The sequence below is a fragment of the Pseudomonas fluorescens Q2-87 genome (assembly GCF_000281895.1).
Taxonomy (GTDB): Bacteria; Pseudomonadota; Gammaproteobacteria; order Pseudomonadales; family Pseudomonadaceae; genus Aquipseudomonas; species Aquipseudomonas fluorescens_S.
Genome location: NZ_CM001558.1, coordinates 2,349,181 through 2,362,348 on the forward strand (window position 1 = coordinate 2,349,181; position 13,168 = coordinate 2,362,348).

Consider the following 13,168-nt stretch of genomic DNA (forward strand, 5'->3'; position numbering starts at 1 on the left):
AGGGGAGTCGTATGCCTGACGGAAGTGGCGGGGCGGTTCGGGGTCTGCATGAGGCGCCGCTGAGCAGCGCTTTTCGGCAGGCCTGGCTGAAGTGGTCCCAGGAATGGCAGGACTTGCCCAAGGACAGCGACGCTGCGGTACTGGTCAACCGGGTGGTGGAGTTTTCCGGGCGTAGCGCCCAGCGCCTGTGGCGGACCGCCTTTGCCACGGTTGGCGACGCCGCCACCGAGCAGGTCAAGGCGCTGGTTTATGCGTTTGTGGCATTGGTGGATGAAACCTTGCTGTTCGCCTCTTGGCCCGGCCAACTCGCCTGGCAGCAACACCCCCTCGAATCGCGCATGTATTCCAGTCGCCAGGCCGGCGAGCGAGTGCCCGCCGCCATCAAGAAACTGCTGGATGAACAGATGCCCGGTACCCGGGACCTGGCGAATGTCTACCTGCAATGCCTGATCCTCGGGTTCCAGGGCCGACTGCGCGGCGAGCCAGGGCAGGTGCAGCACGAGCAGTGGCGCGTTGCACTGTTCACGTTCGCCTGGCAGCACGATCCCGATTACCAAGACGTCAGCGAGCGCCTGGCCATGTCAGCGTCGGCCCCGCCGGTACGCAGGCCAGTGCAGCAATCGCTGCCGGACGGGTTTCGCCTGGGGCTGGCGATCCTGGCCATGGTGGTGCTGCTGACCGGTTTGGGGCAGGTGTTCTGGCGTGACATCCGCTCGGAACTGGAGCCGGTGTTGCAACTGAACGAGTCGGCGGCCCAGGAGCAGGATTCATGAACCTCGTCAGCATCGTTGCCTGGGTGGTAGTCGCCATCATCGTGGTGCTGTTACTCGCGGCCTTGATCTGGTGGCTCAGGACCCAGGGCGGAGCGGCGATTCGCAGTTTCTATGGCGCGGTGCACCACATGGAGCAGGAGCAGGGCACCCGGGACCGTTACCAGGCGCCGTGGTTGCTGATGCTCGGGCAAGATTCCGACAATGCCCAGTTGTGCGCCCAGTGGCGCTTGCAACCGACGGACAAGGCGGCGTGGTTCGGGCGTTGGTGGTCGGATGCCGAAGGCGCGGTGCTGGTAGTGCCCCAGGCGTTGTTCTTGCCCGATGAGGGCATGAACCGCCAGCGTGGCAACTGGTGGCGCCTGTTGGGCCTGATCTTGCGGCTGCGCAGCAAGCGGCCATTGGACGCGGTGGTCTGGACCGTTCCATTCGCCCTGCTCGAAGACATCGAGCACACCACCGATTTGAGCCTCAAGGTCCGGCGCTGCTTTATCGACTTGCTGCAACGGTTCGGCCTCAGCCTGCCGGTGTACGTGGTGGTTACCGGGATGGAGGCGTTGCCCGGCTTTCAGGAACTGGTCAGCGCGTTGCCCGCCGAGGGCCGCGAATCGATGCTTGGCTGGTCGTCGCCCTACGCGCCGGATGCGGCCTGGCAGTCGCACTGGAGCGATCAGGCGCTGGACCAGGTCAACGCCGCACTGTCGCAATCGATCATCGAAATCGGTGCGTTATCGGGGCAGTTGGGCACTGATCTCTATGGCCTGCCGGAACGTTTCGAAGGCTTGCGGCGGGCCGTTCAGCTCTTGCTGGAGCCGGTGTTCCAAGGCAACGCCCAAGGCGAAGCGCCGCGTTTTCGAGGCATTTATTTCACCGCCAGCCAGGCCCCGGCCGCCAGCGGGGATGGCTTGACTGCCAACGACAACATGCTGCGGCAAACGGTTTTCGCCCGGCAACTGTGGTCCCGGCGGCTGATAGCCGAACGTGGCCTGGCGCAGCCGGTGTCACGCCTGCTGCGACTGCGCCAGCGCTGGCATCGGCTGGCCGCAATGGTGGCGCTGGTGGTGGGCCTGGTCTGGCTGGCAAGCATGGTGTGGGTCTGGCAAGACTCGGTGGAACAAGCCGAAGGCCTGTCGCGACTCATCCTTGCGACCCACAAGAACCACCTCGTGATTGATGCGGATGAGCCGAAATTGGAGCCGACCCGGCACAACGTGCAGAATTACTGGGACATGCTGGAAAAGGCCCCAAGCTGGCGCTTCGTCTCGGTGGTGTTCCCCACGTCGTGGTTCTCCTCAGTGGACACTCAACTGCAAGAGGGCCTGCGCCTGACCGCCCGGCAACACTGGGTCCTGCCCCTGCGTGACTTGCTCGAATCAGACCTGGAACAGCTCAAGGCCATCCGCAATACCGAGCGGCGTGGCAACGTGCAAAGTGAAGACCCGGCGCAATGGCCAAGCTATTTGAAGGCCAGGGAACTGGTGGAGCGCGCCGTGCGCCTGGAGCAGCACAACCAGATGTTCAGCCAGGCAGTGAACAATCCCAAGGCACCGTTGGACGAGCTGGTGCTGTTGAGTGACAACGCCTTGTCGCTGAGCCTCAACACGGGCACGTTGAGCCGGGCGCGGTTCTATAATCGTGTGTTGTTCGATTCACAAAACTCTGATTTGAAAGCGCTGGACTTGAACGCTGCGCGTTCGGTGGTCTCGGATAACTTCACCGGCCTGATGCAGCGTTGGCTCGATCATTATTTCCTGGCGGATAACTTCGTGCGCCAGGCTGGCTACCTCAAGCTGCATCTGCAACGCCTGGAAGCGGGCAGCGGCAACTCCTTGAGCGAGCTTGAAGACCTGATGGCGTTGATCGACGATCTGCAGACGCTGGTCAGCCTGACCAACTCGGCCTGGGGACGAGGCAAGGGACAGGACCTGGTGCCCGGTTACGCGCAGATGATGGAAAAGGTCAGCCACAGCGCACTCCTGGGGCCGGATGTCGAGCAGGACCTGGAAAGCCAGGCGGCCAAGCTGCAGCAGAGCTTTCGGGACCAATGGATCGTCCAGACCGGTTCTCGGGACAACCTGCTGGTGCAGCAGGGCAGCGGCCTGCTGGTGCTGCAAGAGCATGTCACCGCGCTGAACGGCGCGGTGCAAGCCTTGTTCAAGCGAGACTTCGTGGCGCTGGCATTGCAGAAGGATCCGTCGAGCGGCAACTCGGATTCGATGGGCCAGGGCGATGGCAGCGATGATTTCAGCGTCGCCTTGAACTACTTCGCCAGCTTCAAGAGCTATGCCAATGAAGAACTGCCGCGTATCCCTCCGGACTACCGTGCTGCGCTGATGCAGGCCGCTGAAGTCGCTGCGGCGCAAGCCATGTGGTTGAGCCTGGCTGAAGGCGACGAGCAATTGCCCGGCATGGGTTTCAACGTACAGACCAGCCAGGCCGTTGCGCTGCAAAAAGCCTTCATGGACGTGCACCGTAGCGACTTGGCTATTCGTTTCCAACGCCTGCTCAACCGCCGTGCGCTGGCACAGATCAAGAGCGGCCTGAACGAGATCGATGCCCAGCCGCTGTTCAGCCAGCGGGCTGACGTCCAGCGGTGGGACGGTTCGAAAAACTTTGGCTTGCAACTCTATGGCGCGACGGATCCACAGGATCTGAAGTTGAGCTTGGATCAGCAGTTCGGCGCCATGCTGCAGATTGCCGAGCAGCGGATGCCGGCCCTGGAATGGCTGATCGTCCAGCAGGACAATCTGTCCGCCCTGGAGCATGACCAGGTGGCGCGATTCATGGCCCTCAACGATGAACTGCTCAAATACAAAAATCAGAACCCGGCCAGTTCGGCGGCCCAGCTGGAGCAACTGGTGAGCCGGGATTTCATCGCCATGGACACCACGTCCTGCGCGCAGATCCTGCAGACCTCCAGCCTCTCGGGCGGACGGGGTGACCTGGCGCGGCGCGCTGTCGCGTTGCAGCAGGGCGCCTTGCAACGGTGCCTGTACCTGCAACAGAACCAGGCCGCGACCGCCTGGAATGACCTGGCCAATTATTTCAACCAGTACCTGGCTGGGCGCTTTCCGTTTTCGCAGGATGTGCGGGCCAGCGATGCCGATCCGGCCCGCGTGCAGCGCCTGCTGGAATTGATCGACACGCGTCTGCCTCTGGCCCAGGCCGGGTTGGCTCTGAGCCAGACGCCGGATCGGTTGGCGGCCGAAGATTTTCTCAACCGCTTGAAACAGGCCGGGACTTGGCTCGGGCCGCTGTTCGTGCGGGACAAGAGCGGCATTCTTGGCGTGGAAATGGACGTGCGCTGGCGCACCGACCGCGACGAAGAGCGCGGCGCCGACCAGGTGATCGCCTGGGGGCTGACCGCCGGCAACCAACAGATCAACTACCCCGGTGATGCCCAGCAGAACCTGCGCTGGATGGTCGGGCAGCCGGTGCGCCTGACCTTGCGCTGGGCCCGCAACGGTTATCAGCGCCCGGCCAACGACCCCTTGCAACCGAACCTGGTGGTGCGCGACCTGGAGGCGGGCTGGGAGTACCAGGGCCCATGGTCGTTGCTGCGCCTGATGCGCTCGCAGGTGTCGGTCCAGCGCCAGCCGAATATCGACTACACCGATTTTCCGCTGACCTTGCAACTGCCGGTGACGGCCCAGACCCAGGCCCGCACGGCGCAGCAAACATTGATGTTCGTACGCCTGTCGTTGATGAGCCAGGGCTCGAAGCTGCCGCTGTCGATCCCGCCGCTGCCGACCCGGGCACCCCGTTCACCGTTCATGGCAGGCCCATCGAGCCCGGCCATTGCCACACGCGAGGAGGGTCTGTGAGCTTGCCGATAACCCCGTTGCCTGATCGGGTCAGCCAGTTGCTCGAACCGCTGAGTACCGAATTGCCCTGCGGCCCGGACCTGCGCTACGAACCGGAATTCGACCAACTGCGCGAGTTGCGCCGCGAGGACGACACCAGCTTGCCCACCGGCGTCTGGCAGTCGGCAGTCAAGCGCGCCCAATGGCCGGAGCTGGAAAGGCTGGCCACCACGTTGTTGCTGGAGCGCAGCAAGGACCTGATGATCAGCGCCTGGCTGGGGGAGGCCTGGTTGCATCTGACAGGGCTGGACGGGCTGCCGAGCAGCTTGGCCTTGGTGGCGGGCCTGTGTGAGCGTTATCCCGACCAGTTGCACCCCCTGGCCGAAGAGGGCGACCAGTCCTGGCGGGTCATACCGCTGGAATGGCTGGCCCGTCGCTACAGCGAAGTACTGCTGACGCGGGTGCCGCTGTTCGACGGTCGGGAGCAGGCGTTCGCGGTCTTTTGCCTGGACGACTGGCAACGCCTGCAACGCCAGCAGGTACTGGGCAATGACAGCAAGAATGCCAAGGCTTCGGCGGAAGCCGCGCGCAACGACCAAAAGAAAATCAGCGAACTGATTCGTACCACACCGCTGTCGTTCTGGTTGCATCGTCAAGGCAGCCTGATGTTGGGCCTGCAACATTTGCAACGGCTCGAAGCCTGGAGCGACGCTTACCTGGGCAATCTGGCCCCGGGCTACAAATCCTTGCAGGATGTGATACAGGCCCTGCTGGCGCTGGTAGAGGAGTTCATTGCGATGCACCCACAGCAACCCACTGTCACCCCAGTGCAGACGCCACCGGCCGTTGCGACGTCGACTCCGCAGCCGCAAGCGGCACCGCCCCAGGCTTTCCAGGAGCCGGCCAGCCGTGAAGAGGCCTATCGTCAATTGTTGGTGATCGCCGGCTACCTGGCCCGTACCGAGCCCCACAGCCCGGTGCCCTACCTGATCCGGCGAGGCGTGGACTGGGGCAACAAGCCATTGAACGAACTGCTGGGCGAGCTGATCAGCGCCGATGCCGAATCCCGGCGGTTGTGGACCTTGCTGGGCGTTCTCTAAGGCTGCGCGTCGGGTAGCGGTACCGGTGTCAGCACCGGCTTGCCGGAAAAAAACGCGTTCAGGTTCTGCCCCACCAACTCCACGGTACCGCGCGTCGCTTCCGGCGACAGGCCGGCCACGTGGGGCGTCAGCACGACATTGGGCAACTGTTTGAGCGCGTCTGGCACCTCGGGCTCGTGGTCGAACACATCCAGGGCCGCGCCGGCGATTCGCCGTTGTTCCAGAGCACTGACCAGGTCGGCGGTAGCCACCACGCTGGCCCGGGCGATGTTTACCAAAAAGCCGTTGGGCCCCAAGGCATCGAGGGCCTGTTTGTTGATCAGCTGGCGCGTATCCAGGCCACCGGGCGTGGCGATGATCAGGAAATCCGAGACCCGGGCCAGTTCCGTAGGCGTGGCGCAGAAGGTATAGGGCACGTCGTTGCGCACCCGGCGATTATGGTAGCTGACGCTCATGTCGAAACCGAGGGCGGCCCGCTTGGCAATCGCCATCCCCACCGCACCGAGGCCCAGCACCCCCAACCGCTTGCCGGCCAGGGAAGGGCGCATGACCTTCGCCCATTCGCCGCGGCGTACACAGGCGTCGGCCCGCGGGATATCGCGCACCAACGCCAGCAACAGCGCCATGGCATGGTCGGCCACCGAAGAAGCGTTGACCCCGGCACCGTTGGTCACCACGATCCCCCGGTCGCGCGCGGCTTGCAGGTCCACTTGCTCATAACCGGCACCGATCACACAGATGATTTTCAGGTTTGGAAGAGCGGCGATTTCCTCGGCAGTCAAACCCAGGGGACCACGGGTCAACACCGCGCTGAACCGCTCACCATGCTCGAAAATCGCTGTCTTGCGCTCGGCAGGCGTTGGCGCCAATTCCAGGTGATAGCCCTGGCGCTCCAGAATCGGCAGGTATTCATTGACGGTTTCAACCAGTACCAGAACGGTTGCGGTCATGCTGTGCTCCTGTGGGCGCTGGATCGGTTTCGGCTATTCAACCTGATTGTAGGAGTCGAGGGCAGGGGGGGTTGGCTTTTATCTTCATTTCGGCCCCGACATCACCTCTATGGGAGCGGGCTTGCTCGCGAATGCGCTGCGTCAGGCGACATCAATGGTGGCTGACCTACCGTTTTCGCGAGCAAGCCCGCTCCCACAGGACGGTGGTGATTCACTATAAAATAATCTGATCCGCACAACCGCTCCTCAGCTAAGTCTTTGCTTCTGCTCATGAATCCCGGACAATCGCGCCCCTGTTTCGGCCAGGGCGCTGCCTGTCGGGTTTTTCCGACTCGTCCCGGCCGGGTGCATGTGACCGGAACGCGGAGATCCGACCGGATGAATGATCAGGCCAATAGCGTTGAAGAGCGCTTTGAAACGATAGCCCCAGCCACCCTCAGCCAATGGAGCCGCCAGGATACCACTTGGATGTTGGGTCTGTTTGGCACCGCCATCGGTGCAGGTACGTTGTTTTTACCGATCAATGCGGGCCTGGGCGGATTTTGGCCGCTGCTGATCCTGGCGGTGCTGGCATTTCCCATGACGTTCTACGCTCATCGAGGCCTGACCCGCTTCGTGTTGTCCGGTCGAGACGGCGCGGACATCACCGAGGTGGTGGAAGAGCATTTCGGCCTCAAGGCCGGCGCGCTGATCACCTTGCTCTATTTCTTTGCGATTTTCCCGATCCTGCTGATCTACAGCGTGGCGTTGACCAACACGGTCGGCAGCTTCCTGGAGCACCAGCTGCATTTGCAGCCGCCACCGCGCGCCGTACTGTCCCTGGTGCTGATACTGGGACTGCTGGCAGTGGTGCGTTGTGGCGAGCAGGCGATCGTCAAGGCCATGAGCCTGATGGTCTATCCGTTTATCGTTGCACTGCTGTTCCTGGCGGTGTTCCTGATCCCGCACTGGAACGGCGGCATCCTGGCCACGGCATCGACGCCGCCTGAAGCTTCGGCGTTGCTGCATACCTTGTGGCTGGCGATTCCGGTAATGGTGTTCTCGTTCAACCATTCGCCAATCATTTCGGCGTTTGCGGTGGACCAGAAGCGTCGCTACGGCGTCAACGCCGAGGAGCGCAGTTCGCAGATTCTGTCCCGTGCCCATGTGTTGATGGTGGTGATGGTGCTGTTCTTCGTGTTCAGCTGCGTGCTGACCTTGTCTGCGGCGCAACTGGCCGAGGCCAAGGCGCAGAACCTGTCAATCCTGTCGTACCTGGCCAACCACTTCAGCAACCCGACCATTGCCTTTGCAGCGCCGCTGATCGCGTTCGTGGCGATCTCCAAATCCTTCCTCGGCCATTACATTGGCGCCAGCGAAGGTCTCAAGGGCTTGATCGCCAAGAGCGGACGTCGTCCAGCGCCCAAGACCCTGGATCGCCTGACGGCTGCGTTCATGTTGATGGTGTGCTGGATCGTCGCCACGCTCAACCCGAGCATCCTGGGCATGATCGAAACCCTGGGCGGCCCGGTCATCGCAGCGATCCTGTTCCTGATGCCGATGTACGCCATCCGCAAAGTCCCGGCCATGGCCCGCTATCGCGGCCAGGCCTCCAATGTTTTCGTGGCGCTGGTGGGGCTGGTGGCGATCACGGCACTGGTCTATTCCCTCCTGGCCTGATCGCCCCCTGTGGGAGCGGGCTTGCTCGCGAAATGGTGGGTCAGCCAAATGTTGATGTTGGATGTGCCGGCCCCTTCGCGAGCAAGCTCGCTCCCACATTGGTTTTGGGTGGTTGAAGAGTTTGCATGTACCACCAATCTCCTGTGGGAGCGAGCCTGCTCACGATAGCGGTGATTCAGTTGGGATCGAAATGACAGGCATAAAAAAACGCCGCCCCTCGCAAGAAGGGCGGCGTTTTTAGTCGGGCGTTGAAGCGTTAGGCTTGAACGACCGGGATGTTGGCGTTTGCAGCGGCTTCACGGAACTCGGCGATCTGGTCGAAGCTCAGGTAGCGATACACGTCCGCTGCCATGCTGTCGATCTTGCCAGCGTATTCCATGTACTCCTCGACGGTCGGCAGGCGACCCAGGATCGAAGCCACGGACGCCAGCTCGGCCGAAGCCAGGTAGACGTTCGCGCCGTCGCCCAGACGGTTCGGGAAGTTACGGGTCGATGTCGACACCACGGTGGAATTCGGCTCGACGCGTGCCTGGTTACCCATGCACAGCGAGCAGCCTGGCATTTCCATCCGTGCACCGGCCTTGCCGTAGATGCCGTAGTAGCCTTCTTCGGTGAGCTGGTGAGCGTCCATCTTGGTCGGCGGCGACAGCCACAGACGGGTTGGCAGCTGACCCTTGACCTGCTCCAGCAGTTTACCGGCAGCGCGGAAGTGACCGATGTTGGTCATGCACGAACCGATGAACACTTCGTCGATCTTCTCGCCAGCAACGCTGGACAGCAGACGGGCGTCGTCCGGATCGTTCGGCGCGCAGAGCACAGGCTCGCTGATGTCGGCCAGATCGATTTCGATGACTTCGGCGTATTCGGCGTCGGCATCGGCTTCCATCAGCTCAGGGTTGGCGATCCAGGCTTCCATCGCTTGGGCGCGACGTTCCAGGGTACGTGCGTCACCGTAGCCTTCGCCGATCATCCAGCGCAGCAGGGTGATGTTGGATTGCAGGTACTCGGTGATCGACTCTTTCGACAGCTTGATGGTGCAACCGGCAGCCGAACGTTCGGCCGAGGCGTCGGACAATTCGAAAGCCTGTTCCAGGGTCAAGCCTTCCAGGCCTTCGATTTCCAGGATGCGGCCGGAGAAGGCGTTTTTCTTGCCTTTCTTCTCGACGGTCAGAAGACCATTCTGGATGGCGAAGTAGGGAATGGCATGAACCAGGTCACGCAGGGTGATGCCAGGTTTCATCTTGCCTTTGAAGCGCACCAGGATCGATTCCGGCATGTCCAGCGGCATGACGCCGGTGGCAGCGGCGAACGCGACCAGGCCGGAACCGGCCGGGAACGAGATGCCCATCGGGAAACGGGTGTGCGAGTCACCACCGGTGCCGACGGTGTCTGGCAGCAGCATGCGGTTCAGCCACGAGTGGATGATGCCGTCGCCCGGACGCAGGGAAACACCGCCGCGGGTCATGATGAAGTCAGGCAGGGTGTGGTGGGTGGTCACGTCGATCGGCTTTGGATAAGCCGCGGTGTGGCAGAACGACTGCATTACCAGGTCGGCCGAGAAGCCCAGGCACGCCAGGTCTTTCAGTTCGTCACGGGTCATTGGACCGGTGGTGTCCTGGGAACCCACGGTGGTCATCTTCGGTTCGCAGTAGGTGCCAGGGCGTACGCCTTGGCCTTCTGCCAGACCGCAAGCCTTGCCGACCATTTTCTGCGCCAAGGTGAAACCCTTGGTGCTTTCGGCGGGTGCTTCAGGCTTCTTGAACAGGTCGAACGCTGGCAGACCCAATTCGGCACGCGCCTTCTCGGTCAGGCCACGGCCGATGATCAGCGGGATACGACCGCCAGCACGAACTTCGTCCAACAGGACCGGGGTCTTCATTTCGAAGGTGGTCAGGACTTCGTCGGTACCGTGCTTGCAGACTTTGCCAGCGTGCGGGTACAGGTCGATCACGTCGCCCATGTTCATGTTCGACACGTCGAATTCGATCGGCAGGGCGCCGGCGTCTTCCATGGTGTTGTAGAAGATCGGTGCGATCTTGCTGCCGAAGCAGAAGCCGCCAGCGCGCTTGTTCGGCACGTATGGAATGTCGTCGCCGAAGAACCACAGGACCGAGTTGGTCGCGGATTTACGCGAAGAACCGGTACCGACCACGTCACCGACGTAAGCGATCGGGAAGCCTTGGCCGCGCATTTCTTCGATCTGCTTCATCGGGCCGGTCTTGCCTTGTTCATCAGGCACGATGCCGTCACGGGCCATTTTCAGCATGGCCAGGGCGTGCAGCGGGATGTCCGGGCGGGACCAGGCATCGGGAGCAGGGGACAGGTCGTCGGTGTTGGTTTCGCCGGTGACCTTGAACACGCGCAGGCTGATCTTGTCGGCCAGGGTAGGGCGCTTCTTGAACCACTCGCCATCAGCCCAGGATTGCAGCACGGCCTTGGCGTGAACGTTGCCGTTCTTGGCTTTTTCAGCCACGTCGTGGAAAGCATCGAACATCAGCAGGGTGTGCTTGAGTTCTTCGGCAGCCACTGGCGCCAGCTCGGCGTCGTCCAGCAGGTTCACCAGGGTCACGATGTTGTAGCCGCCCTGCATGGTGCCGAGCAGTTCAACAGCGCGTTTCTTGTCGATCAGAGGGGATTTGGCTTCGCCTTTGGCGACGGCGGACAGGAAACCGGCCTTTACATAGGCGGCTTCGTCGACTCCTGGCGGAACGCGGTTGGTGATCAGGTCAACGAGGAAAGCTTCTTCGCCAGCCGGAGGATTCTTCAGCAGCTCGATCAGGCCTGCGGTTTGTTCGGCGTTAAGCGGCTGGGGAACGATACCCAGTGCTGCGCGCTCTTCGATATGTTTGCGGTAGGCTTCAAGCACAGTTATTACCCTCATCAGTGGTCCCAAATGGGTGTCCGGGACGCTCATCCAGAAACTCACGGTACCCATGCGCGTCGGGGGCTTTTTGAGCCACCATGCCAGGGTTTCCGGAGTTCCTCACAGAAGCTGCTTTCAAAGTTTTACGCCTGCAGAACGGGAGCTGATGAGGGTTGGCGTTGGGCTTTCCCCGCTGGAAAGACCCTCCGCCAACACCGCTCTGAAGGAACGACTGTGCTCGTGACGCTTTGAAAACAGCTTCTAACGGACATTGGCGCCTTAAAAGGCTGGCTGATTCTACGGCAAAAAAAAATTAAAGGTAAGTTCGGCTCCGAAGTTTGAGGGGTGATCAATCTTAGACAAAGGGCTAACATGCCGGCCTGTCCTGTTTTTGCGTGTGTTTTTCCTTATGCCCAACCAGCTCATCAAGACCCCTTGCGTCGGCCTTTGCTCCACTGTCTACGGTGACTTGGTGTGCCGTGGCTGCAAGCGGTTCCACCATGAAGTGATTCACTGGAACGGCTACAACGAAGAGGAAAAGCGCGCGGTGTGGATGCGGCTGGAACAATTGCTGGTGCAGGTGATGGTGGCCAAGTTGGAGGTTTTCGACCCCGTTGTGCTACGTCAGCAACTGGAAGCGCGCAAGATCCGCTTTGTACCGCACCAGTCGGAATACTGCTGGGCCTACCAGTTGATCGCCCGGGGCGCGCGGGTGATCAACAACCTGGAAGCCTACGGGATGGTGCTGTTGCCGGAGTTTCGCGACTGGGAACTGCCGGACCTGCGCGATGCCATTGATCGAGAGTTTTTCCTTCTGTCCGAAGCCCATTACCAGCGCTACATCGCGCCGGGGTTCCTGAAGGATGCGATCGGCGGCTGATGGCCGGCCATGTGTGCAAAGGAGCTTTTGTGCTGGGGAGCTTTTGTGGCGAGGGAGCTTGCTCCCGCTGGGTTGCGAAGCGACCCCGCCTTCAATTGGTGAATTGCCAGGCGCCTGCTGCGCAGTCGAGCGGGAGCAAGCTCCCTCGCCACAAGAAGCGAATACTGTTTATTCCTTGACCGCCAACTCCACCAGATGGTCCTCGACTTCCTGCGGCTTGAGTACCAGCACGTCGCTTTCCAGCGTATCGAGCACCGCTTCAGCGGTATTGCCGATCAGCACCCCCGACAATCCCGAGCGCGCCACAGTGCCGATCACGGTGACCGCCGCCTGGAGCTTGCGCGCCATGTATGGAATCAGGACGTCCGCCGGGCCTTCCTCGATGTGCAGGTGCTCGTCGTCAATGTCGAATTCCGCCTGGAACGCCCGGCATTGTTCACGATAGCGGGCCTCGATGGTTTCCTTGAGCTGGAACGTCGGGTCGGCGGACGAAAGCATCGGCGAGGGATGGGCGCTGATCACGTGCAGGTGCGCCTTGGCGAGGAGGGCGATGTCGTAGCCATGATCGATGATCGTAGTGTGCAGGTGGCGATGCTCGCCGTCGGCATTGCCGACATCGACAGCGGCCAGAATCACCCGGTCCTTCCAAGAACCGGTGGTTTTCACCAGCAGTACCGGCGTCGGGCAATGGCGTAGCAGTTTCCAGTCCGCCGGGGTCAACAGGGCTTTTTTCAGCGGGCTGTCGGGGAAGTGCTGCTTGATCACCAGGCCGCAGCCTTCGGCCTGCTGTACGTCGATGATGGTTTCGTAGAGGCTTTCGTTCCAGGCCTGCTCGGTGGTTACGCTGTAGCCGTCCGCCAGCAGCGCGGCCTTCAATACACTGAGCAGACCCGCATGGTCATGCTTTTTGTCGCACACCAGCAGGTGCAGGTGGGCCTGGGTCACTCCGGCGATCAGTTTGGCGCGCTTGAGCGCCAGGCTTTCCGAATGTTCGGGGTTGATGACCACCAGTATGCTGCGGATGGATTGCATGATCGGCGTCTCCAGCAAAGAAAAGGCGTAGCGTTGCTCAACTATAGTTGCTGTGGGTGAGTCGTCGACTTGATGCATATCAACGACCGTGGCTGGTGGTCCGGGGGCAGG

Annotated in this window: 8 protein-coding genes; 5 read left to right on the top strand and 3 right to left on the bottom strand. The window is 61.7% G+C overall.

The annotated features are described in order from the left end of the window. The first annotated feature begins 11 nt into the window (after positions 1-11). From PFLQ2_RS17020 to tssA, 3 genes are read left to right on the top strand one after another with little or no spacing between them, the layout of a single operon-like run. Complete coding sequence (locus PFLQ2_RS17020) at positions 12-773, top strand: DotU family type IV/VI secretion system protein (RefSeq protein ID WP_003180584.1); 762 nt, start codon at positions 12-14, stop codon at positions 771-773. Further along, positions 770-4,594, top strand: coding sequence for a type VI secretion system protein (locus PFLQ2_RS17015; protein ID WP_003180587.1), 3,825 nt, complete (start codon positions 770-772; stop codon positions 4,592-4,594). The genes PFLQ2_RS17020 and PFLQ2_RS17015 overlap by 4 nt, the downstream gene beginning before the upstream one ends. Continuing rightward, positions 4,591-5,673 carry a type VI secretion system protein TssA gene (gene tssA, locus PFLQ2_RS17010; RefSeq protein ID WP_003180589.1) on the top strand — a complete coding sequence of 361 codons (1,083 nt, stop codon included), beginning with the start codon at positions 4,591-4,593 and terminating at the stop codon, positions 5,671-5,673. Before PFLQ2_RS17015 ends, tssA begins: the two co-directional genes overlap by 4 nt. On the opposite strand, the gene PFLQ2_RS17005 is transcribed toward tssA, so the two are convergent. Further along, positions 5,670-6,623: a 2-hydroxyacid dehydrogenase gene (locus PFLQ2_RS17005; protein ID WP_003180591.1), complete on the bottom strand. Its 954-nt coding sequence runs from the start codon at positions 6,621-6,623 to the stop codon at positions 5,670-5,672. The two genes, tssA and PFLQ2_RS17005, sit on opposite strands and share 4 nt — an antisense overlap. Before the next feature lie 378 nt (positions 6,624-7,001). On the opposite strand from PFLQ2_RS17005, the gene PFLQ2_RS17000 reads away from it, so the two are divergent. After that, a complete protein-coding gene (locus PFLQ2_RS17000; protein ID WP_003180593.1) occupies positions 7,002-8,282 on the top strand; it encodes a serine/threonine transporter in 1,281 nt (426 codons plus the stop codon). Positions 8,283-8,538: 256 nt separating this feature from the next. On the opposite strand, the gene acnB is transcribed toward PFLQ2_RS17000, so the two are convergent. Continuing rightward, positions 8,539-11,148 carry a bifunctional aconitate hydratase 2/2-methylisocitrate dehydratase gene (gene acnB / locus PFLQ2_RS16995; protein WP_003180595.1) on the bottom strand — a complete coding sequence of 870 codons (2,610 nt, stop codon included), beginning with the start codon at positions 11,146-11,148 and terminating at the stop codon, positions 8,539-8,541. Between the two features lie 406 nt (positions 11,149-11,554). Here acnB and PFLQ2_RS16990 point away from each other — a divergent pair, with 406 nt between their 5' ends. Then, positions 11,555-12,025, top strand: coding sequence for a DUF1289 domain-containing protein (locus PFLQ2_RS16990; protein WP_003180597.1), 471 nt, complete (start codon positions 11,555-11,557; stop codon positions 12,023-12,025). Between the two features lie 168 nt (positions 12,026-12,193). On the opposite strand, the gene PFLQ2_RS16985 is transcribed toward PFLQ2_RS16990, so the two are convergent. After that, entirely contained in the window at positions 12,194-13,057 is an 864-nt protein-coding gene (locus PFLQ2_RS16985) for a universal stress protein (RefSeq protein ID WP_003180600.1), read from the bottom strand. Between the last annotated feature and the right edge of the window lie 111 nt (positions 13,058-13,168).